Consider the following 23,523-nt stretch of genomic DNA (forward strand, 5'->3'; position numbering starts at 1 on the left):
TTGCGGGCCCGCCCGACGTGCCGCCCGGGCCCGCGCCAATCGTCCGACAAACCGGCTCTCGCGCCCGCCGCAGCAACGCTATACTGGCCTCCTTCCGTTCCAACCGGATCGCGGCCGGTCATGAGACCGCCGCCGTCGCGAGGCGCCCAAATTGCCCGATCACAATCTGGACAAACTGAAAATCGACCGGCGTCCGATCGCGCCCGCGCCACGCCGGCGCCGGTGGGTCCGCCATGTGGTCGCGACCGCAATCCTGGTTGCCGCGATCGTCGCCGCGCTCCTCCTCACCGGCCGGCCTACGGTCGACACGACATCCGTCACGTCCGCCTACCCCTACCAGAACGACACGCAGCTCAATGCGACCGGCTACGTCGTGCCGCAGCGCAAGGCCGCGGTCGCGTCGAAGGGCCAGGGGCGCGTCGAGTGGCTCGGCGTGCTGGAAGGCACGCGCGTGAAGAAGGACGAGATCATCGCGCGGCTCGAAAGCAGCGACGTCGAGGCGTCGCTCGCGCAGGCGCTTGCACAGGTGAAGGTCGCCCACGCAAACCTCGGCGTCGAGCAGGCCGAGTTGAAGGATGCCGAGATCGCGCTGCGCCGCACCTCGGTGCTTGCGCCGAAGGGCGCCGTGCCGGCCGCCCAGCTCGACACCGACACGGCCCGCGTGAACAAGGCGCGCGCATCGGTCAACAGCGACCAGGCCGCGATCGCGTCCGCCGAAGCCAACGCGCAGGCCGCGCAGGTCGCGGTCGACCAGACGGTGATCCGCGCGCCGTTCGACGGGATCGTGCTCGCGAAGCACGCGAACGTCGGCGACAACATCACGCCGTTCTCGTCCGCGTCGGACAGCAAGGGCGCGGTCGTGACGATCGCCGACATGGACACGCTCGAGGTCGAAGCCGACGTCGCCGAATCGAACATCGCGAAGATCCGCGCCGAACAGCCGTGCGAGATCCAGCTCGACGCGCTGCCGGACATGCGCTTCGCGGGCCGCGTGTCGCGCATCGTGCCGACCGTCGACCGCTCGAAGGCGACCGTGCTCGTGAAAGTGCGTTTCGTCGACCGCGACGAGCGCGTGCTGCCCGACATGAGCGCGAAGATCGCGTTCCTGTCGAAGCCGGCGACGCCGCAGGACCGGCAGCCGGTGACGGCCGTGCAGGCGAGCGCGGTGGTCGAGCGCGACGGCCGGCCGGTCGTATTCGTCGTGAAGGACGACACCGTGCACGCGACGACGGTGACGGCCGGCACGCGGATCGGCGAGCTGGTCGCGATCCGCGGCGTAAAGCCTGGCGACACGGTCGTACTCGCGCCGGGTGCGAAGCTGAAGGACGGCGCGAAAGTGACCGTCGCGAAGAAATAGCGTGGCGCGCGTGAACGACGCATCGCCGCCCCTCGTCGAGATCAGCCACGTCGCGAAGTCGTACCGGCGCGGCAACCAGGTCGTGCCGGTGCTGACCGACATCACGCTCGACATCGGCGAAGGCGACTTCGTCGCGCTGATGGGGCCATCGGGCTCCGGCAAGAGCACGCTGCTCAATCTCATCGCCGGCATCGACCGCCCCGACAGCGGCGAGTTGCGCGTGGGCGGCCTGGACATCTCGCAGCTCGAGGAGGCGCAACTGGCCGAATGGCGCGCGGCGAACGTCGGCTTCATCTTCCAGTTCTACAACCTGATGCCGGTGCTGACCGCGTTCGAGAACGTCGAGCTGCCGCTGATGCTCACGCACCTGTCGCGCCGCGAGCGGCGCGAGCGCGTCGAGATGGTGCTCGACATGGTGAATCTGGGCGACCGGACGAGCCATTACCCGTCCGAACTGTCGGGCGGCCAGCAGCAGCGCGTCGCGATCGCGCGTGCACTGATCACCGACCCCGTGCTGATCGTCGCCGACGAGCCGACCGGCGACCTCGACCGCGCATCGGCCACCGACGTGCTCGCAATGCTGCAACGAATGAACGCCGAGCTCGGCAAGACCATCATCATGGTGACCCACGACGCGCATGCGGCCGGCGCCGCGCAATCGCTCGTGCATCTGGAAAAAGGGGAGCTGATCGATGGGCACGCCGTCTGAGCGACGGGAGCGCGCACGATGTACGTGCTGAAGCTGATCGCACGAAATACGCTGCGGCACCGGCTGCGCACGCTGCTGACATTGCTCGGGCTGACCATCGCGGTGCTGGCGTTCGGGCTGCTGCATACCGTCGTCGACGCGTGGTACGCGGGCGCGGCCGCCGCGTCGAGCGGACGGCTCGTCACGCGCAACGCGATCTCGCTCGTGTTCCCGCTGCCGGTCAGCTACGAGAACCGCATTCGCGGCGTCGACGGCGTGACGACTGTGGTCCGCTCGAACTGGTTCGGCGGCGTGTATCGCGATCCGAAGAACTTCTTCGCGAGCTTCGCGGTGTCGGACAACTACCTCGATCTCTACCCCGAATTCATTCTCCCGGCGCAGCAGCGCGCCGACTACGACCGCGATCGTCGCGGCTGCCTCGTCGGGCGCCAGCTCGCGACGCAGTTCGGCTTCAAGGTCGGCGACGTGATTCCGCTGAAGGGAACGATCTACCCCGGCACGTGGGACTTCGTCGTGCGCGGGATCCTCGACGGCCGCGACGATTCGACGATCACGCGTCAGCTGGTGTTCCACTGGGACTACCTGAACGAGACGGTGCGCAAGCGCACGCCGAAGCAGGCCGACCAGGTCGGCGTGTTCGTGGTCGGCGTCGCGAACCCGGACGACGGCGCCACCATTGCGCGCAACGTCGATGCCGTCTTCAAGAACTCGCTCGCCGAGACGCTGACCGAGACCGAACAGGCGTTCCAGCTCGGCTTCGTCGCGATGTCGAACCAGATCATCGCGGCGATCCGCGTCGTGTCGTATGTCGTGATCCTGATCATCATGGCCGTGATGGCCAACGCGATGGCGATGAGCGCGCGCGAGCGCACCGCCGAATACGCGACGCTGAAGGCGCTCGGCTTCGGTCCCGGCTTTCTCGCACTGATCGTATTCGGCGAATCGGTCGTGATCGCGGTGGCCGGCGGCGGGCTCGGGATGCTCGCGACGCCGCCGGCCGCGAGCCTCTTCAAGCAGGCGGCGGGCGGCATCTTCCCGGTGTTCAGGGTATCGACCGAAACGATGGCGCTGCAGGCCGCGTGTTCGGTCGCGGTCGGCATCGCGGCCGCGCTCGTGCCGGCGTGGCAGGCCGCACGGGTGCGCGTGGTCGAAGGCCTGCGGGCGATCGGGTAGACGCATGGCGATTCCGCTCACCTACATCGCGCGCAACCTGTGGACCCGGCGACTCACCACCGCGCTCACCGCGGGCGGGATGGCGCTCGTGATCTTCGTGTTCGCAACGGTGCAGATGCTCGATGCGGGGCTCACGCAGACGCTCGTGTCGACCGGTGAACCGGACAACGTCGTGGTGATCCGCAAAGGCGCGGAAACCGAGATTCAAAGCTCGATCGACCATCAGCAGGCGAACGCGCTCGAAATGCATCCGGCCGTCGCGCTCGGCCCCGACGGCCGGCCGCTCGTGTCGAAGGAAGCCGTCGTGCTGATCTCGCTCGTGAAGACGTCGACCGGCAAGCCGTCGAACGTCGTGATCCGCGGGGTGTCGCCGGCCGGCCTCGCGCTGCGTCCGCGCGTGAAGCTCGTGGCCGGCCGCCCGTTCGCGCCGGGCTCGTCGGAGATCATCGTCGGCAGCGCGATCGCGAAAGGCTTCAGCGGCACGCAGCTCGGCGACAGTCTGCATTTCGCGCAGCGCGACTGGACGGTCGTCGGCGTGTTCGACGCGGGCGGCAGCGGCTTCGATTCGGAGATCTGGGGCGACGTCGATCAACTGATGCAGTCGTTCCGGCGCACCAGCTATTCGTCGATGGTGCTGCGCATCCCGAGCGCCGACGGCTTCGCGCGATTCAAGGCCGACATCGACGTCGATCCGCGCCTGACCGACGAAGCGAAGCGCGAGCAGACCTTCTACGGCGACCAGTCGAAGGCGCTGTCGACCTTCATCAACATCCTCGGCATCACGCTGTCGACGATCTTCTCGATCGCCGCGATGATCGGCGCGATGATCACGATGTACGCATCGGTCGCGAACCGCACCGCCGAGATCGGCACGCTGCGCGCGCTCGGCTTCAAGCGCATGAACGTACTCGCCGCGTTCCTGCTGGAAGCGCTGCTGCTCGGCTTCGTCGGCGGCGTCGCGGGGCTCGCGTGCGCATCGCTGATGGGGTTCGCGTCGTTCTCGACGACCAACTTCCAGACGTTCTCGGACCTGTCGTTCCGTTTCGTGCTGACGCCGGCGATCGTCGTGAAGACGCTGCTGTTCTCGCTGGTGATGGGGCTCGTCGGCGGGTTCCTGCCGGCGATGCGCGCCGCGCGGCTGAACATCGTCGACGCGCTGCGCGCGCAGTGACGCGCGCAGCCGCTCAAGGTCACCGCTCGCGGTCATCGTTCGCGCGGCACCCATGCGCCGTGGAACCCGGCCGGCACGCGGCGCGGCAGGTGCACGGTCGCGACCGGCCCTGCATCGATCGCGCGCGCATCGAGGATCACGACGTCGCTCGTATCCGTCGCCGCGCGGTAGACCACTACCAGCAACCAGCCGTCGTCTTCGTCGGCGCCGCCCGGACGCGGCACGAACACCGGCTCGCCGTTCTGGTCGCCGGCCGGTACCCTGTAATGCGTGCTGGTGCCGCGCGCGTGGTCGAAGCGCATCACGCCGCGCATTTCCGCGGCGTTCGGCTGCTCCACCGCATACAGGTAGCGGTAGCGACGCCCCGTCCGGCTTTCGTTGATGCGCGGCAACTCGATGCCGCCGTCGGCGAGCGGCCCTTCGTCGACCAGCCCGTTCGCGGTATCGATCACGTAGCGCCACAGCTCGCCGACCGGATTCTCGGCAAAGCGGCCCGTGCGCGCGTCGAGCCGCAGGAACCATGGATAGCGCACCGCATCGAGCACGATGCACGACGCGTCGCAGTCGTACGCGTTCACGACGTGCATGATGAAGCACGGCTCGACGCCGAACCAGCGCACGTCGCCACCGTGGCGCCGAATCACGCCGATCCGCGCGGCGCGGTCGTCGTGCCAGCGCAGCGGCATCCGGTGGCCCTGCTCGAGCATCGAGAAGTCGTAGCCGACGCCCAGATCGAGCAGCAGGCTGCGGGTTTCGGTGATCGCGAGATCGTGCATCATCGACGGCGCGCTCACGTCGACCTCGATATCGACGCGCTGCACGCCCTGCGCGTCCGCGACACCATAGCGCAGCCACGGCGCGCGCCAGTCCGCGCGAAACGCGATCAGTTCGCCCGTCACCGGATCGACCTTCGGATGCGCGGTCATCCCGCCGCCGAAGCCCGCGTGCCGCGCGCTCGCACCGAGCGAATCGAGCGCGGCGGTGATCGCGAACGGCGCACCGCCCTCCGACAGCGCGAGCAATTCACCCGCGTGCTGCATCACGCTCACATTCGGATTCGTGTCGGGCAGATGCGGCGCCTGTGCGGGCGCATGCACGGCGGCCCAGCGTTGCGTACGCGCCCAGCGGTTGCGGTAGCCGGCCGCGCGGCCGTTTTCGAACGCGATCGCGTGCAGCATCGCGGCCTCCGGCCACCACGACAACATGTCGTTCCCTTCGAAGCGGCCGCCCGGCGGGTTCGGGCCGTTGCGCAGCAGCGTGCCATCGAGTTCGGACGGGATGGTGCCGGTCACCCGCAGGTCGACGAGGTCGACTTCGTCGGCGACCGGCGCAAGCCCGCCGCGGTTCAGATCGAATACGGTCATCGCGTCACTCGCTCCATCAGCAGTCTTCGGTCGACGGTGGCAGATCGCCGCGCGCCAGCGCGAGCGCATGGTCGCGCACGTCGTCCGGCCAGCCGGCGATCAGCTCGGCCATCCGCGCGAGGTCGTTCGCGTACAGCACACGCACGGCTTCCTCGAAACCGGGCAAGTCGCCCGCGATCGCCGACATGAAGTGGTACGCGCGCGCCTGCGCGTCGCGGCGCCGGTCGGCCGCCGCATGCGTGCGCCGCGCGTCCTCGACGAGCTTGCGCAGCGCGACCGACGCGCCGCCCGGCTGCGCGGCAAGCCAGTCCCAGTGACGCGGCAGCAACGTGACTTCGCGCGACACGACGCCGAGCTTCGGACGGCCGCGACCACGCTGTTCGCCCGCGCTGGCCGGCTCGCCGGTCAAGGCAGAGGGCGTGGCTTCGGCAGATGCATCGGCCGGCGGCGGCGCGTAGCGCGCCCGCACTTCGTCGGCCGACCCGCGCAGGTCGAGGTCGATCGAGCGGCCGGTCGTGTCGTCGAAAATCACGATCGCGCCGGACATCGCCTCGCCGGCCGCCTGCCGGACCGCCAGCGCCACTGTCGCGGGCGGGCCGGACGCAACGCGCCGATGGCCGTCGAAAGCCGTATAGGAAGGAAGCAGCGTGGAAGAGGTCATCGTGGTTGCCCGTTGGCAGGAATCGGAATGACGTTATTTTTATCCGGGTATAAATTGAATGTCAATATCACCCGGGTAAAAATATTATTCACTGTTGCTGACCATCAATTCAAACCTTGAATCGATCAAGTCATTAATTGGCATGAAAGCGCATATTTCGCCGTGACAGAATGGTCCGGACGCACGGCCCGCCAGTCCGGCGTCCGGCTTTCGGCCGACAACACCGCACGAAAAAACGCGCGCACTCGACGCGCCTGCCGCACGACGGCACCTTCCGCCATTCGGAGGAGACAGTCATGAATCCGCTTCAAGCGCTGCCGGCGTCCGCGTCGGCAACGGCCCGGCGCACCCGCGTGCGCTGGCTCGTGCTGGCCGTGCTGTTCGCCGTCACGACCATCAACTACGCGGATCGCGCGGCGATCGCGATCGCGGGCCCGGCCCTCGCCCGTTCGCTGCACCTGAACCATGTGCAGATCGGTTTCATCTTCTCGGCGTTCGGCTGGTCGTACGTGGTCGCGCAATTGCCGGGAGGCTGGCTGCTCGACCGCTTCGGGTCGCGCATCGTCTATGCATGCAGCATCTTCTTCTGGTCACTGTTCACGCTGTTGCAGGGAACGATCGGCTTCTTCGGCGGCGCCGCCGCGTTCGCGCTGCTGTTCGGGCTGCGCTTCCTGGTCGGCGCGGCCGAGGCGCCGTCGTTTCCCGCCAACAGCCGGATCGTGTCCACCTGGTTCCCGGCACCCGAGCGCGGCACCGCGTCGGCGATCTTCAATGCCGCGCAATATGCGGCGACCGTCGTGTTCGCGCCGCTGATGGGCTGGCTCGTGCATGCGTTCGGCTGGCAGTCGGTGTTCGCGGTGATGGGCGTGCTCGGCTTCGCGTTCGTGCTCGTGTGGAACCGCACGATGTACGACCCGAAGGTGCATCCGCGCATCAACCGCGCGGAGCTCGACTACCTCACCGAAGGCGGTGCGCTCGTCAACATCGACCAGGCGACGGGCGCGCGCGACGGCGGCCCGTCGCTGCATCACGTGAAGGCGCTCCTGAGAAACCGGATGCTGGTCGGCGTGTACGTCGCGCAGTACTGCATCAACGCGCTCACCTATTTCTTCATCACGTGGTTTCCCGTCTATCTCGTGCAGGCGCGCGGGATGTCGATCCTCAACGCGGGGCTCGTCGCGTCGATCCCGGCCGTGTGCGGATTCCTTGGCGGGATACTCGGCGGCATCGTGTCCGATGCGCTGCTCAAGCAGGGCCGGTCGCTGTCGGTGGCGCGCAAGGTGCCGATCGTGATCGGCATGCTGCTGTCGATGTCGATGATCGTCTGCAACTACACCGACTCGCACGTGCTCGTCGTGCTGTTCATGGCGCTGTCGTTCTTCGGCAAGGGACTCGGCGCGCTCGGCTGGGCCGTCAACGCCGATACCGCGCCGCGCCAGATCGCGGGTCTGAGCGGCGCGCTACTCAACACGTGCGGCAACCTTTCCAGCATCACGACGCCGATCGCGATCGGCTATATCGTCGACCGCAGCGGCTCGTTCAACGGCGCGCTCGTCTACGTCGTCGCGCACGCGCTCGTCGCCGTGATCTGCTACCTGTTCGTCGTCGGCGAGATCCGCCGCGTCGAGCTGACATGAACGGCGCTGGCTGCGCCGGTGCGTCCGGCGGGCCCGCGCATTACGGAACCAGGAGCGAACCGATGTCCGAATCCCGCCGTGCCGGCACCCCGCGCGTCACGCGCATGCAGGTGATCCCCGTCGCCGGCCGCGACAGCATGCTGCTGAACCTGTGTGGTGCGCACGCACCGTATTTCACGCGCAACCTCGTGATCCTCGACGACAGCAGCGGGCATACGGGCGTCGGCGAAGTGCCGGGCGGCGAAGGTATCCGCCACGCGCTCGAACGGATGACCGATCTCGTCGTCGGCCAGTCGATCGGACGCTACCAGGCGACGCTCAACGCGGTGCGCGCGGCGCTGTCCGGCACCGGTGCAGGCGCAGGCCGCACGATCCGGCACGAGGTGACGTCGGCCGGCGAGGCGGCCGTGCTGCGCCAGCCGCACGAGATCAACCTGCGGCTCGACAACGTGATCACCGCGATCGAGGCCGCGCTGCTCGACCTGCTGGGCCAGCATCTCGACGTGCCGGTCGCGGCGCTGCTCGGCGAAGGCCAGCAGCGCGATGCGGTGCCGATGCTCGCGTACCTGTTCTATATCGGCGAGCGGCGCCGCACCGACCTGCCGTATCGCGACGAGACGCACGCGGCGGACCCGTGGTTCCGGCTGCGCAACGAAGCGGCGCTCACGCCAGCTGCGATTGCGCAGCAGGCCGAGGCCGCGGTCGAGCGCTACGGCTTCGTCGATTTCAAGCTGAAGGGCGGCGTGATGGCCGGCGCGGACGAGATGGAAGCGATCGCCGCGATCAAGGCGCGCTTTCCCGACGCGCGCGCTACGCTCGATCCAAACGGCGCATGGTCGCTCGACGAAGCCGTCGCGCTGTGCCGCGGGCAAGGCCATCTGCTCGCGTATGCGGAAGATCCGTGCGGGCCGGAAGGCGGTTATTCGGGCCGCGAAGTGATGGCCGAATTCCGCCGCGCAACCGGCATTCCGACCGCGACCAACATGATCGCGACCGACTGGCGGCAGATGGATCATGCGGTACGGCTGCAAGCAGTGGACATCCCGCTCGCCGATCCGCACTTCTGGACGATGCAGGGTTCGGTGCGGCTCGCGCAGCTGTGCCGCGACTGGGGGCTCACGTGGGGCTCGCATTCGAACAACCACTTCGACGTGTCGCTCGCGATGTTCACGCATGCGGCCGCGGCGGCGCCCGGCACGATCACCGCGATCGATACGCACTGGATCTGGCAGGAAGGCGATGCGCGGCTCACGCGCGAGCCGCTCGAGATCGTCGGCGGCCGGGTGGCCGTGCCGGAGCGGCCAGGGCTCGGGATCGAGCTCGACATGGCGCAGGTCGAGGCCGCGCACGCGCTGTATCGGGAAGTCGGCGGCACCGCGCGCGACGATGCGATGGCGATGCGTTATCTGGTGCCGGGGTGGACGTACGATCCGAAGCGGCCGAGTTTCGGGCGGGGGTGATGGCGGCTGCCGACGAACGGTCGGGATAAGGGGCCCAGCCGGCGTGCAGCGCAATCCGCGCGCGAATGCGTCGCGCGATTGCTTCGTGCGATTGCCAAACCGCGGAAACGACCGCATCCTGCCGGCCAGCATCCTCGGCCTTCGACAGGCACCCGCCTGTCACCCTGATGTCACCCGGCAGGGTGTCGAACCAGGCTATGACGGAAGTAGAGCCCAAATGAAAAAACCGGCCTAAGTGTGCGACAGGGAGCATATTTCCACGATGGCTGGAACCATGTCTCTGCACTGACGCCGCATCAGTTGGCCTCCGAAATCCGTCCTCGATGATTTGGGCGGAACCATATATTTGCACTTTGTCGGGATGCGAACGAATTCGTTGCACTTTGTTCAGTCGAGGACGAACCGTGAATGTCTAAGCGGGTTGCGGCCGAGCAGGCAGCCTCAGACCTCGGCGCGACCTTCGTTATCCGCTCGTCGCGAGAAAACTCATGGGCGCTCATCGAGAACCTTGAATTTTTGCGCGACTACAAAGCGTGGAAGCCCCAGAACGACGTGTCGCAAATTGCCCGCCTCCACGAACGCATCGCGTGTCGCCCGTGGAGCACTATCGCTTCAGTACTTAATGACCTCCTTGATATCGCCGACACGTTGTACTCCGAGATCTCATGTGGGCGGGTTGTGTTCAATTTGCCCAGCGATCGCCTAACGAATCCGCAGGAAGCGCTGGTTTTCCGGGACAGACATGCAGCCGTCGCATACCGCTCCTTCGCAAAATCCGAAACTACATCCCCCCGTCAATCGGTCACGCTCTCGATCAGCCCCGGCGCTCGCTTCCTGTGGGACGGACAGCTTTGGGAAGTCCTGAACCGCGGTGATTCATCGATCGCATGCCGCAGTATCGATCAGAAGCCAGGCCGCCACTCAAACTTCATTGAGCTTACCCCTGCCGTCCTCGACGAACTTGCTCAACAGGGAAAGATCATCCCCGAATTCGACAAACCCCTTGCCGATCGGCGAGACGCGTTAGCAATCCTCGAACGCGTCAGTATTCAAAAGCTAGAAATCGCCGTCGAACGATATCGTGTCCTATTCGAGCCTGATGCTGCCACCACACTGGCTCATCGCACGCCCCGCACACAGAGATACTGGCTCGCAGCGTATCGAGAAGCGGAACTCCATTACGGGTAAGCGAATGCTCCTTCATGCTTTGGTCCGGCCTACTCGACCCGCGAGCACTGGGGTTACTGTCTACGCATCCGAGATGGTGCCCACTATGCTTCCTCGAATGGCGTGACGCGGGTCACGAACCCTATTTGCCGTTGATCTGGCAAGCCGCCCCCATTTTGGTGTGCCCAGTCCATAGCATGGCGCTGCAGTATGAATGCCCAACCTGCCGGCGGGTTCAGCCATTTGTGCCGCGCCACGCGCATGTGGACTTTTGTTCTCGGTGCGGCAGTTGGCTGGCGGCAAACCATAAGGAGCTTCGGGGAATCGCCAAAGCCAGCCGTCTCAGCCCACAGCAGCGGTACAACATCGATGCCATCGGCGAGATGATTCTCCGAGGCCCGGAAATCAGCGAGCTGCTCACGGCACAACATCTGCAGACTCGCATTGCCGAGATGGCCGACCATCACTTCGACGGCACCGTCGCGAACATCGAGAGAGCCCTCGGATTCACAAAGAGAGTCATTAGCCAATGGCGTTATCGAGATGTGCAACCGTCACTGCCGGCCTTTCTTCTAATGACACAAGGGTTACGCACTACGCCCGTTGCGTTGCTACGGGATGGACTCGACGAATCGTTTGCAGCACCTCCGCAACGGCAATTCCGGAAACCTACACGACGCACCCTAGATCTATCAGTTCGGCAACGCAACGCGTTGACTGAGGAGCTCCGGACCATCATTGCCAAAGGGTACTCCGAGCACCCGATGAAAGACGTCGCGGAGAAATTGGGTTACAAGTACACGTATCTTCGATACTGGTTCGAAAGCGAGTGTCGACAGATCTCACAACTCCACCGACAGTGGGTTCTCGCGCAACGCGTGGCGAAGGAAAAACACGACGCCGAACTTGCAACGCAGCTCGTCCGGACACTGTATTCAACACAGGCACATGTTACTCGACGTCACATCGAAAGGCGTTTGCGGGAAGTCAGCTTATCACTCGCCAACCCGGTCGTACGCGAGGCAGCCAATCGTGTAAAGGTTGACTATTTTTCTGCCGGTCATCCGCCGCGACATTGCGATTCGAGCGAAGCATCATGATCAGCTGCATTCACTTCCCATTCAACACAAAAAGGGTGTCGCTATGAGCAAAGCAACCTATACGTTTCGGGTCGATGCCGCCCTGAAAACAGCGTTCTCGGCTGCGGCCAAGGCTCATGACCGAACGGGCGCACAACTCTTGCGCGACTTCATGCGGGACTACGTAATGCGGCAACAGAAAGCGACGGAGTACGACGCTTGGCTGCACGCCAAGATCGAGCGGTCGCGAGCCTCAGCCAATACTGGCTATTTGGTACCGGCAGTTGAGGTCGATGCCAAGTTCGCTGCTCGTCGAACAGCATTGCGTCGCCGGATTGACGCGACGAAGTAATCAGCCTGTTTTGGACACCAGAGGCGATTCAATACCGTTACAACATTAGCGGTGGCATCACTGAAGATGGTCCAGAGACAAGTGCACGTTGTTCCGGCGTGCACTCTCGCGCTATGTTGAGCGCAGCATCGTCGACCGATCGATCGACGATGAGGATCGAAAAAAATGCCTTATTCGACGTCAGCGGCAACAATCAGAAAGCGTTCGCGGTTCTTCGCCTTGGCGATCCATTGAGGCGGCTTGCCGCGGCCGCTCCACGTAGCACCGGTCTTCGGATCCTGGTACTTCGGAGCCGCAGGCGCACGCTTGCCAGCGACGCTCCCACGCTTTCGCCCGAAGATCTGCTCAGGCGTAATACCATATTCCGCCACTTGTTCCCGAATCGCCGCGACAATCGTTTCAAGTTCCGCGAGACGTGCAGCCTCTGCCTGTTTGGCCAACGCATCCGCCTGTGCTTTCAGTTCAAGGTAAGTTGCCATAGGCTTGGGGAGGTCGATTAGTTAAAACCCGAAGACTAGCCTCCAAATTTGGTCGGGTCAACCCAATGGCTCACTCTCTAAGGAGTCCGTTTCATTGATGAAACTTTCCGTCATCACAGGAGCATCTCTCGTGAGTCGAAGCTGCGTCAGTGATGAAATCTAGAACATCGATCAGGCACCGACCGACATATTGATGGACGCGGCATCGGTACACAACGCCCTCACTGATTTCGGGTTGTAGCAGACGATTCCGGTGATGCAACGCAGCGATGTCGGCAGAAGAATTTCCCCTATATTCTGGCGTGTCAACTTAATTCTATATGTTGAATGGCGGTTAAAAATCCCCTCAATAGGCGTAGTCATGAACATATCTGAAGATGCCCCAATAAAGTTCGCCGTTCGATTTTGCTCGAGGTACGGGAGCAGGCACTGCAGCGGTGCAACTGATTATTGCGCATCGGACGATGTCATCGCGAGCCGCAGCGACACGTTAATCCACAATTTCGCCAACAATATGGCGCACATCTCTCCAGTTCGGCATCGATAAGAAACAATAGCCAAAAAATCGTGCCTAGCGAAAACGACTTTGCTACGATCACACGATTGGGCAGTGTGCCTGATGAGAGAGGGACCGATATATGGGAGGAGGCTGCCTCCCGGTCCGATAGAAGAACCAACAACGACAGGACGTCATCGCCTATGTCGCCGATTTCCCTTCAAGAGATCGCAAAGCAATTCTTTGCGCTGCAAAACAATCGGCTGTTCACGATCGACACGCCGCTGTCCGGTCGCTCAGCGGTCGTGCTGACCGAGTTCGTCTGCGATGAGGGGTTGGGCGAACTGTTTGAAATGAAGCTCATGCTCGCGTCCCAAGACCCGAACATCGAGCTCAAGCAATTGATCGGCAAGCCGGTGACGGTCACCCTGCAGCTGACCGACGCGCTTGCCAGCACGGACGTGCGCTATTTCCACGGCTACGTCACCGATTTTATACACACCGGCACCGATGGCGGTCTGGCAACCTACGAGGCCGTCGCCAGGCCATGGCTCGCCTTCATGGATCGCCGTCAGGATATCCGGATTTTTCAGGAACAGACGGTCGGCGAGATCCTCAACGACGTGATGCATCGATACCGGAGATTCGGTGACGTCGTGTTTCGTTTGTCCGCGCCAACGGTTAATCGCAGCTACTGTACCCAGTACAAGGAGACTGATCTCGCTTTCGCGCTGCGCCTGATGCAGGAAGAAGGGCTGTTCTTCTATTTCGAACACAAGAAGGACGGCCATACATTAATCATCACGGACTCGTCGATCAACGCCGGTCCGATTGCCGGGTACAGTCCGGTGCTGCGCTATTCGACCGACGAGATCCTAGAAAGCAACCAGGTCGTTACATCATTCGTATCGCGTCGCAAATTCACGTCGGGCAGCGTCGCGCTCAAGACCGGAGACTATAAAGCGCCTGGTGCGCGGCGCTACGTCGAACGCGACACGGCTGTCGATCAGGGTGAAGTCGACAACTATGAGCTCTACGACTATCTCGGCGCCCACGGCTTTCCCGATTCCGATCGAGGCGAACAACTCGCCCGATTCCGGACCGAGGCGCTGGCTGCCCACAGCAAGATCTTCGTCGGCAAGAGTCACTATCGCAGGCTCGAGCTTGAGCGGTACTTCGAGCTCGACGCGCACTACGATCACGAGCAGGCGAAGCCCGAGGACCGGCAATTTCTATTGACGTCGATCCGGCACCACGGAACGAACAACTACCAGGCAAAGCCGGAGTCGCAAATCCTAACCGCGCCGGGCAGCGCGATCTATACGGCCGAATTCCGCTGCATCCGCAAGAAGATTCCGTATCGGCCGCTGCTGACGAGTCCGCGACCCATGATCCATGGCGTGCAGACAGCAGTGGTGGTCGGGCCGAAAGGCGAGGAAATTTACACCGACAGGCTTGGTCGCGTGAAGATCCAGCTGCCTTGGGATCGGCTCGGCAAGCAGGATCAGGCGAGTTCGTGTTGGGTTCGCGTCGCTCAACCCTGGGCCAGTAGCGGATTCGGGATGATCCAGCTTCCTCGCATTGGGGACGAGGTCGTCGTGACATTCACCGACGGCAACCCTGATCGCCCCCTAATTATTGCATCTGTCTACAACGCGGCGAACATGCCACCGTGGGCGCTGCCGGACAACGCGACCCAGAGCGGCATCCTGACACGCTCAACGACAGGCGGCGACAACGGAACGGCGAACGCACTGCGCTTCGAAGACCGAAAGGGGCAAGAAGAAGTCTGGTTGCATGCGGAGAAAGATCAGCGCATCGAAGTCGAGAACGATGAATCGCACTCGGTCGGCAACGATCGCGAAAAATCGGTTGGGAACGACGAGAAGGCCAGCATTGGCCAGAACTGGACCTTATCGACTGGTGGCGTCAAGTTTGAGACCGTCGGTCTGGCCTCCGTGCAATCGGTCGGACTTGGCAAAATGCTCAACGTCGGTCTGGCCTACAACGTCAACGTCGGCGGCCTGTATCTACGCAATGTCGTACTGCAGATGGCCAGCACGGTCGGCATGGATCGCGTTGATCGCGTGGTACAAGACTGGACCGCGCACGTGGGACATACCTATGAGGTAACGGTACGAGGCAAGGCCGTCGGCGATGCGGTCAAGAAAGACCAGGAAGCGCCGCTCGACATTTCCCCCAGCTTCAGCCCGCAAATCCCCGATCCGGTCCAGAGTGCGAATAGCAATCAGATCCGAATCACAGACTCGGGCCAGGCAAGCCTCTCAGGCGCGAAGACAGCGCAACTGATCGGTCCGGGCGGCACGATCACGATCGACGCGGCCGGTATTCACCTAAAGGGCAAGGGAATCTATCTCGAGGGACCGGTCACGCAGAGCGGCGGCAGTGCAAAAGGTCTCGCGCCCGTCACGGAGGCCGATTGCGCGGAATGCGCTAAAAAGACCACTAGCGCGCATCCAGTGGACGTCGCAACTGGCCAGAAGTTGCTCACGCACGACGATTTCACATTGCCAGGAAGAGTGCCGATCCGCTGGAACCGGCGTTATCGCAGTGCCGATCAGCGAACCGGCAGTTTCGGCGTCGCATGGAAGCTTCAGTACGCGACCGAAGTACGTCGCGTGACGATCGCTGACATACCGAAGCTTGTCTATATCGACTTCGACGGCCGACAGCTGCAATTTCCGTTGCTCGATTCGGGTCAGGAACACTTTCATCCGATCGAGAAATACACGCTTCAGCGGCTTGACGATATCGATGGGCTCACGAGGTACGCGGTACGCTTTCCGAATGGCATCGTCGAGACGTATAGCCCGCATCCGAGCGAATCCGATCATTGGCTGTTGGAGCGCTACGAGACCCGCGACAAGCAATCGCTGTCGTTTAGGTATACGCCCAGCGGCAACCTGCATCAGATCCAGAACAACTGCCATACGGTCTCGTGCCAGCATGACAGTGAAGGCCGCATCATCGAGGTCCATCTGCTCGACGAGCATGGCACTTCGACGCAGAAACTTGCCGCGTATCGATACGACGATCACGGCGATCTCGTTCAGGCGATCGACAGCGGCAATCTAACCTGGACATACGCGTATCACACGCACCTGCTGACGCGCTACGAGACGCCGGCCGGCGCAACGTTCGTCGCCGAATGGGACGGCGAGACGCCACAGGCGCGCTGCATCAGAACCTACGCGTACACACTCGACGCCGACGGCCAGCCAGTCGTGACGCGCGAGGCACGCTTCTCGTACCAGCCGACGGCCCGGATGACGCAGGTAACGGATGCACTCGGGAACACGACGACATACCGCTACAACGGCCTATGGGCAGTCGACCAGATCGTTCATTCGGACGGCAGCGCGGACCAGACCGAGTTCGATGAGACGGGTAATGTCGCGGCGCGCATCGACGCGCTCGGCCGCAAGACGCAATCAATCAGCGACGCAACCGGGAATCCGATCGCGATCCGTGACGCCGCAGGTCAGCTGACGCGCATTGAATACAACGACCAGAACTTGCCTACGCGAATTACCGATCCCGCCGGGCATATCTGGCAGCGCGAATACGACACCGACGGCCATCTGGTCAAGGAGATCGACCCGCTCGGCAACACATCTAGTACCACGTTTGAGAATGGCTTGGCTGTTGCGCACACCGACGCGCTCGGTAACGTGACGAAAACACAATTCAACGACGCCGGTCAGATGATCGCACGCACCGACTGCTCGGGCTTCACAACGCAGTACGGTTACGACGAGCGCGGGCGGCAAACCCACCAGACGAACGCACTCGGGCAGACGAGCAAATTTTACGGTAATGCTGCCGGACTGCCGACGGCGATCGCCCCGGCTGGGCTCGGCGTCTGGAAAACGACATACGATCGGGCAGGACAGGCGATTGCCTATACCGATCCGCTCGGGCGCACGACGCAGGTGACAAGGGACGCCTACGGCCAGATCGTCCGGGTTGAAGCGCCGGATGGCACCACCACCGATTACGGTTACGACGCGCTCGGGCGGATCGTGGCGCTGACCAATGCCAAGGGCGAGCGCTGCACGTTCGAGTATGACGCACAGGGTCGCATGATTGCCCAAACGGGATTCGATGGCCGACGCCAGCAAGTCGAATACAACGCCGTTGGCGAACAGATCGCGCAAATCAATCACGGCAATGACGGCCAATTGCGCACGACGCTGCTGTACGACAGTCTGGGACGGCCGATCGAGCGACGACTCGGGGATGGCACACACACCACATTCGGCTACGACGCTCGTGGCCTGCTGACGCAGATCCGCCACGAACCGAAAGACAGCGAACCATCGCAGATCACGTACGAATACGATGCTGCCGGACGGCGCACGGCCGAGGTTCAATCGCACCACGGGCGAGTTTGGCGACTCCAGCACACGTTCGATGCAGCCAACAACCGCAGCGGGATGCAGTTGCCCGGCGTCGGCTTGCTGACGTGGCAACGTTACGGCAGTGGTCATATCCACGGACTACTGCTCGACGGCGAACCGCTGGCGAGTTTCGAGCGCGATGCGTTGCATCGGACGATTCATGCGGCTCAAGGCCCTATCGCACAGCTGTTCGCGTACAACGACGCCGGGCTCCTTCAAACTCAGCGCTTGCAGGACCTCGATGAACGGGGGCAGCCACGTGCGGAGCCGCGTCCGTGGCGCACATGGGATTACGACATGGCCGGGCAGATCACGCGGCTGGCCGACACGTGGCGAGGCGAGCGTCATTTCGAATACGATCCGCTCGCGCGGTTGACTGGTGTGAACCGGCGGGGCGGCGAAGCCGTCCCGCAACCATCGGGTGAAATATATCGGTACGATCCAGCCGGCAACCTGCTCTCGCGACTAGACCACGGATCGGAACGCGACAGCACAGCTACGTCGATGGCCGATGCGGCCGCCGTCCCGGAGGCGCCTGGCGATCGACTGAAGAGATTCATCACAGTCGCCGGACTGACACGCTCCCAACTTGATTTCAGCTACGATGGGCACGGCAACCGTACAGGGCGCGTAGAGCGTCCGATACAGGACGTTCCCGAGTCGGATCACAATCCGGGGCTGCTCGACCGGTTACTGGCCCGCAGGGAGGCCGTCACCCCAGTAACCACACCTGAATCCGTGGAAACGCGCTACCGCTACGACAACGGGCATCAATTGAGCAGTATCGAACAGGCCGACGGCAGCCGCACCGAATACCGGTACGACGCGCTCGGCCGACGGATCGCAAAGGTTCACACACCCGCCGGCGCAGCGCCGTCCACGACGCTGTTCGTCTGGGACGGCGACTGGATGCTGCAGGAGGTCCGTGCGGGTCAGGCTCCTCGTAACGATGAGTCCGTGACCTATGTTGCCCATCCGGACCATGCCGGGCCTATGGCTCGGCTCGAGCGCGGCAAAAGGTACTTCTACATTACCGATCACCTTGGCGCTCCGCAAGAACTCTACGACGAGATGCGCCGGGTCGTGTGGGCGGCAGACTTCGACGGCTATGGACAGACGAAGTCGATGATCGCCGACGAAATCGACAACCCGATTCGGTTTCCGGGGCAATTCAGGGACAGAGAGTCCGGGCTGTACTACAACCGGCATCGATACTACGATCCAGCTATAGGTCGATACATCAATCAGGATCCGATCGGACTGCGTGCAGGGCTAAATTTCTACGCCTATGCGGACGGCATTCCGACACACAAGATCGATCCCGATGGTCTCGGCACAATAGCAATGGGGGCCGGTATCGGAAGCGTCGTTCCGGGACCGGGAACACTGATCGGCGCAGGAATCGGTGCGCTGGTCATGATCGGAGCGGGCATTTGGTACATGACGAGGTCCACGGACAGTACGCAAGAAAAGGTCAAAGAAAAAGATGATTGCCCGAATAAATGCAACCCGTGCAAAACCGTGTCGGGGAAAATCATCGCGGTTGGCACATTTGCGTACAGGCCGCTTGATGTGATACCTGATAATGAAATGCAACATGGCGTGTACGGGTCGCATCACAATATATTTCAGGCTAATCAGTCGCCATATCCGAAATGCATTTGCTTCTGGGCGAAGCAAAAATATGTGCTTAAGCCGGAGCAATTAACGTCAAGCATGGTGCCGATTGAGCCATTTCTCAACACGCCTTGATAGGGAGGAGGCGCATCGTGAAATACGTTTCATCTGGACTAGATATCCACATTGGCGATCATGTTATCGTCGAGGGGGATGTTGCTGGCCTTGTCGTCTGTGATTTCGACAAGCGTCAATGTATAGATGGATACGACGACTGGCTTATCGATGAAGAGTTGGTCGGAGGCGGAAAATTGTCAGAAGGTATTCTTGTGGAAACAAAGGAGCTTGGATTTCTTTACTACTCCAGCGACGATGAGGACATAGTGAAGGACCCGAAATTTACCGATGCGAAATGATATTTTCGAAATATCACGACGACAGTCGAGTAATAATTGATAAAGAATGACGTATTGAGTTGGCAAAAAATGCAACCCATCATTCGTAAGGGCGATTTGACGGATCACGGTGGCGTCGTGCTCGACGGCTTCGGAGGCATGGATCTCAGTGGTCAGCCAGCGGCTGGCGTTGGCCATATGGTCAGTTGCCCGAAATGTAAAGGTATATTCCCGATCATTCAGGGATCGAGCCAGTATTCGATTGAAGGTCGCGCTGTCGCCCTGCATGGCATGAAGACCGCCTGTGGCGCATCACTAATCGCCAGTCAGCAGCAGTTTCTCGCGGATAAGTAAAATGCCCCCCTTTTAGTTCATCAACAGTAAAAAGAGGACACCGCACGCTAGTTTCCTGCACCTTTCATAACTGAGATCGCTATAGTTTGGTGAGCAAGTGCATACGCTTGCATTCACTGGCTTTCTGTAATAACGCGGTGGTTTGAAGTGAAGATTGTCACCAAGCCGAACCCGCGTACCCTACATCACATCATGCGAGCCTCTTGAACGCTCCATGTCTTTACGCAACTCATCCGCACATGTATTCGTAAGCTGGCATTTGTTGACCGGAACCCATGGACCATCAGGCATTTTCTTGTCTAGCCAGTACAAAGACGCAATTCCCGCATAATAGCTCCCTGTCACCCCCGAAAACGCGACCTGTTCACCATCCTTCGGAATCCCATCGTATACCGTTACGGCAGCTCCACTTTCAGGAGTGAGCGTGACCACCGTTCTACCAGATGCTCGACATGAAATGCCGACAATTGCATTGGTATACGAATCTCGTTCCCTATCACCATATGCTTTCTTGATGGAAACGCCGTCCGGGCGTTTGCAGTGCTCGGGCGAGAGGGTACGCGTCTAGGGCCTAGCGGAAAAAAGCGCCGCGACGACCGGCGCGCGGTTCGTTGCGCGTTTGCCGAAACCGGACTCAAACTTGAGCACGAACACCCGAGCCCGATTCGGAAGTTGACTGTACCGACGGCAAAGCAAGCATCATTGGTCGCATCCTTGAACGATCAGTTGATCGTGCTGCTGCCGACGATGAGATCGCGACGATCGTCGAAGAGTCGCGCGCGAAGCAGCAGAAAGTCTACGAGGAAAAGTTCAAGGCGCAGCTGGAAGTCATGACGACGCAGCTCAACGGGGTCCTCACGTCTTACACGCCAGGTCGGGCTGTCATGGTTTCGCCTGCCGAAGTCGAACTCAAGGCCCCGCGGACCACGTTCGAAGTGGCCGTGCTTGATGGCGCAACCGAGACAGCTGTCGAGCGACAAGGGCATGGCTTTCAGCGCACGCTTTTGATCTCGGCGCTCCAACTCCTGGCGCAGTCAGGTGCAGCATCGGCAGAGGGTGTGATCTGCCTAGCGATCGAGGAGCCGGAACTCTATCAGCACCCGATACAAGCCCAGACCTTTGCGAAGGTACTGAGGTCGCTGGCCGAGAATGCTAGCAAACGCATCCAAGTGACCTACGCGACTCATAGCCCCTACTTCCTCGAGGCTCGATATTTCAACCAGATTAGGCGGCTGACGAGGTCGTCTGATGAGACGCCCGTGGTCACTGTCCATTTCGCCACGATCGACGAGGTGAAGGCGAAACTCAATGGAACGGTAGATGCCGATCAGGTTGGTCGTCAACTCGATGGCATCGTCACGAATCGCCTCTCGGTCGCGTTGTTCGCAGCACGTGTGCTGCTGGTCGAGGGGGATACAGAGGGAGCCGTGTTCTACGGAATCGGCGATCGGGACGCCGTGGGTCGCCTCGAATCCCTCGGACTGTCGATTATTTCGGCCGGAGGCAAAGGTGGAATCCCGCTTGCTCATGCCATCCTTACCTGTCTTGGGATTCCGACCTACGTACTCTTCGACGGAGACAGTGGTTTCGAAGTGCGAGCTAAAGCTGCGGGCAAGAATCAGACCGCTATAGATGGTGAGCGTACGAAGTTTTCGACAGAGAACCGTCGACTGCTAAAGTACCTCGGTGAAACAGAGGTTGATTTCCCATCGGAACAGGTGGGGGATCGTGTAGCGACGCTAAGCGACCACCTCGAGACCTACCTAGAGTCCAATTGGGCGGAGTGGGTCACGTCGTGTGCGGCTATTGAGACCGCTGCTGGAATCCAGCTCGCAAAAAATCAATATGCTTACCGAACTGCGACGCTTGAGGCGAGCGGAACTGTTCCGGAGATGCTCAAGCAGATCCTCACAAAGGCGGGAGGCGCGTAGACATGCATGAAATCATCTGCCCACACTGCGGGAAAGCATTCAAGATTGACGAAGCTGGTTACGCGGACATCCTGAAGCAAGTCCGCGACAGCGAGTTCGAAAAGCAGTTGCACGAGCGGCTTGAGCTGGCGGAGCAGGATAAGAGGAACGCCGTCGAACTCGCCCAAACCAAGGGCGCCAGCGAATTGCAAAAGGCTGCCGCAGCTAAAGACGCCGAGATCCAAGAACTGAAGGCCAGGCTCGATGCCGGTGAGGTCGCGCGAAAACTAGCCGTGACCGAGGCCCTAAGCGCCGTAGAAAAAGAGCGAGACGCACTCGCAAACGAACTTGAGCAGGCGAAGCAGGACAAGCAAGCTGCTTCTGATCTAGCCGAGATGAAGCTCGTTAGCGAACTGCAGAGGGCCGCCGCTACGAAGGACGCGGAGATCCAAGGCCTGAAGGCCAAGCTCGACGCCCTTGAGGTTGCGCAGAAGCTGGCAATTACCGAAGCAGTCGGCGTGGTCGAGAAAGAGCGAGATGAACTTAAGAGCGGCCTCGAGCGGGCGGAGCTTGAAAAACGACTCGCAGAGAACTCGCTCAAGGATAAGTACGAAACGCAGATCAAGGACCGCGATGACGCGATCGAGCGCCTCCGAGACATGAAGGTTCGCTTGTCGACCAAGATGGTCGGTGAAACCCTTGAGCAGCACTGTGAGACCGAGTTCAACCGCATTCGAGCGACGGCGTTTCCGAGGGCATATTTCGAGAAGGACAACGACGCGCGGACTGGCAGCAAGGGCGACTACGTCTTTCGCGACTCGGACGAAGCGGGCACCGAGATCGTCTCCATCATGTTCGAAATGAAAAACGAGAACGATCGCACCGCGACGAAGAGCAGGAACGAGGATTTCCTGAAGGAACTCGACAAGGACCGCACTGAGAAGGGGTGCGAGTATGCAGTGCTGGTCTCCCTGCTCGAACCTGACAGTGAACTCTACAACACCGGGATCGTCGATGTGTTCCACCGCTACCCGAAGATGTACATCGTGCGACCGCAGTTCTTTCTTCCAATCATCACACTTCTGCGAAATGCGGCGATGAACTCGCTCAAGTACAAGTCGGAGCTAGCACTCGTCAAGGCGCAGAACATAGACATCACGAACTTCGAAACCGAGCTCGAGACGTTCAAGACCGCATTTGCGAAGAACTATGATCTCGCCTCTAGGCGCTTCCAAACGGCGATCGATGAGATCGACAAGTCGATCGACCACCTGCAGAAGACGAAGGAAGCCCTGCTCGGCACCGATCGGAACCTTCGTCTTGCAAACGACAAGGCTCAGGACGTGACGATCAAGAGGTTGACTCGGGGCAACCCGACGATGGCGGCCAAATTCGCCGAGCTCAAGAACGATGACCCTCCCGATGCTGGATGAGTTAGGCCATCTACGCCCAAGACTCGTCTTGGATCCGCAGATCACCCCCAGCGAGTTCAGGTGATTGCACGATCGATCGCTTGAAATATTCGTTGAGTTGTCACCAGCCGAGGAACCGACTGGCGGATTGTGGCCGATTATGCGCCTGAACTCGTGCGGCGCACGAGACCCACACTCGATCTAAGCCACTCTGCTCATGATTTCATCGACGATCGCCAACAGATTTAGGGGTGAAAGGGGCCACGGTCGGTCGCGTGATCTCGACGGCGCATTCACCTATTCGCCTAG

General features: G+C 61.6%; 16 protein-coding genes and 2 pseudogenes. 15 read left to right on the forward strand and 3 right to left on the reverse strand.

The genetic code is table 11. The features are described from left to right. The first annotated feature begins 151 nt into the window (after positions 1–151). The 4 genes from DIE13_RS20125 to DIE13_RS20140 are packed head-to-tail and all read left to right on the forward strand — an operon-like array spanning position 152 to position 4,410. Complete coding sequence (locus DIE13_RS20125) at positions 152–1,357, forward strand: efflux RND transporter periplasmic adaptor subunit (RefSeq protein WP_124828733.1); 1,206 nt, start codon at positions 152–154, stop codon at positions 1,355–1,357. Positions 1,358–1,367: 10 nt separating this feature from the next. Then, positions 1,368–2,066 (forward strand): ABC transporter ATP-binding protein, encoded by a 699-nt coding sequence (locus DIE13_RS20130; RefSeq protein WP_124828852.1) that lies wholly within the window; start codon positions 1,368–1,370, stop codon positions 2,064–2,066. An 18-nt stretch (positions 2,067–2,084) separates the two neighbouring features. Next, a complete protein-coding gene (locus tag DIE13_RS20135) occupies positions 2,085–3,239 on the forward strand; it encodes an ABC transporter permease (RefSeq protein ID WP_124828734.1) in 1,155 nt (384 codons plus the stop codon). Between the two features lie 4 nt (positions 3,240–3,243). After that, a complete protein-coding gene (locus tag DIE13_RS20140; RefSeq protein ID WP_124828735.1) occupies positions 3,244–4,410 on the forward strand; it encodes an ABC transporter permease in 1,167 nt (388 codons plus the stop codon). Positions 4,411–4,442: 32 nt separating this feature from the next. On the opposite strand, the gene DIE13_RS20145 is transcribed toward DIE13_RS20140, so the two are convergent. Both DIE13_RS20145 and DIE13_RS20150 read right to left on the reverse strand, forming a co-directional pair. After that, positions 4,443–5,774, reverse strand: a complete 1,332-nt coding sequence (locus tag DIE13_RS20145) for a carotenoid oxygenase family protein (protein WP_124828736.1) — start codon at positions 5,772–5,774, stop codon at positions 4,443–4,445. A gap of 16 nt (positions 5,775–5,790) precedes the next feature. After that, the gene (locus tag DIE13_RS20150) at positions 5,791–6,435 is read right to left on the reverse strand and encodes a DUF2239 family protein (RefSeq protein ID WP_124828737.1); all 645 of its coding nucleotides are present in this window, start codon (positions 6,433–6,435) and stop codon (positions 5,791–5,793) included. 296 nt (positions 6,436–6,731) lie between these two features. On the opposite strand from DIE13_RS20150, the gene DIE13_RS20155 reads away from it, so the two are divergent. The 6 genes and pseudogenes from DIE13_RS20155 to DIE13_RS20175 all read left to right on the forward strand — a co-directional run bounded on the left by DIE13_RS20155 (position 6,732) and on the right by DIE13_RS20175 (position 12,130). After that, positions 6,732–8,072: an MFS transporter gene (locus DIE13_RS20155; RefSeq protein WP_124828738.1), complete on the forward strand. Its 1,341-nt coding sequence runs from the start codon at positions 6,732–6,734 to the stop codon at positions 8,070–8,072. Positions 8,073–8,134: 62 nt separating this feature from the next. Beyond that, entirely contained in the window at positions 8,135–9,532 is a 1,398-nt protein-coding gene (locus DIE13_RS20160) for an enolase C-terminal domain-like protein (protein ID WP_124828739.1), read from the forward strand. A gap of 408 nt (positions 9,533–9,940) precedes the next feature. Further along, on the forward strand, positions 9,941–10,720 hold the full coding sequence (locus DIE13_RS20165; protein WP_124828740.1) for a hypothetical protein: 780 nt from the start codon (positions 9,941–9,943) through the stop codon (positions 10,718–10,720). Positions 10,721–10,734: 14 nt separating this feature from the next. Beyond that, positions 10,735–10,893: pseudogene (locus DIE13_RS33840) on the forward strand (TniQ family protein); the annotation flags it as partial. Between the two features lie 3 nt (positions 10,894–10,896). Beyond that, entirely contained in the window at positions 10,897–11,799 is a 903-nt protein-coding gene (locus DIE13_RS20170; RefSeq protein WP_244097722.1) for a hypothetical protein, read from the forward strand. A gap of 43 nt (positions 11,800–11,842) precedes the next feature. Further along, a complete protein-coding gene (locus DIE13_RS20175) occupies positions 11,843–12,130 on the forward strand; it encodes a CopG family ribbon-helix-helix protein (RefSeq protein WP_124828742.1) in 288 nt (95 codons plus the stop codon). 170 nt (positions 12,131–12,300) lie between these two features. Here the strand turns inward: DIE13_RS20175 and DIE13_RS20180 are convergent, their stop codons facing one another. Beyond that, a complete protein-coding gene (locus DIE13_RS20180; RefSeq protein WP_124828743.1) occupies positions 12,301–12,609 on the reverse strand; it encodes an H-NS family nucleoid-associated regulatory protein in 309 nt (102 codons plus the stop codon). A gap of 699 nt (positions 12,610–13,308) precedes the next feature. Here DIE13_RS20180 and tssI point away from each other — a divergent pair. From tssI to DIE13_RS20205, 5 genes and pseudogenes are all read left to right on the forward strand, one after another. Further along, positions 13,309–19,278 carry a type VI secretion system tip protein TssI/VgrG gene (gene tssI, locus DIE13_RS20185; protein WP_124828744.1) on the forward strand — a complete coding sequence of 1,990 codons (5,970 nt, stop codon included), beginning with the start codon at positions 13,309–13,311 and terminating at the stop codon, positions 19,276–19,278. Between the two features lie 17 nt (positions 19,279–19,295). Then, positions 19,296–19,559: a hypothetical protein gene (locus DIE13_RS20190; RefSeq protein WP_124828745.1), complete on the forward strand. Its 264-nt coding sequence runs from the start codon at positions 19,296–19,298 to the stop codon at positions 19,557–19,559. A gap of 36 nt (positions 19,560–19,595) precedes the next feature. Beyond that, positions 19,596–19,892 (forward strand): PAAR domain-containing protein, encoded by a 297-nt coding sequence (locus tag DIE13_RS20195; protein WP_244097723.1) that lies wholly within the window; start codon positions 19,596–19,598, stop codon positions 19,890–19,892. A gap of 683 nt (positions 19,893–20,575) precedes the next feature. After that, positions 20,576–21,823: pseudogene (locus DIE13_RS20200) on the forward strand (ATP-dependent nuclease); the annotation flags it as partial. A 2-nt stretch (positions 21,824–21,825) separates the two neighbouring features. Continuing rightward, entirely contained in the window at positions 21,826–23,235 is a 1,410-nt protein-coding gene (locus DIE13_RS20205; protein ID WP_124828746.1) for a DUF2130 domain-containing protein, read from the forward strand. Positions 23,236–23,523 lie beyond the last annotated feature (288 nt).

This window comes from Burkholderia sp. Bp9016 (assembly GCF_003857765.1).
In the GTDB taxonomy this organism is placed as follows: Bacteria; Pseudomonadota; Gammaproteobacteria; order Burkholderiales; family Burkholderiaceae; genus Burkholderia.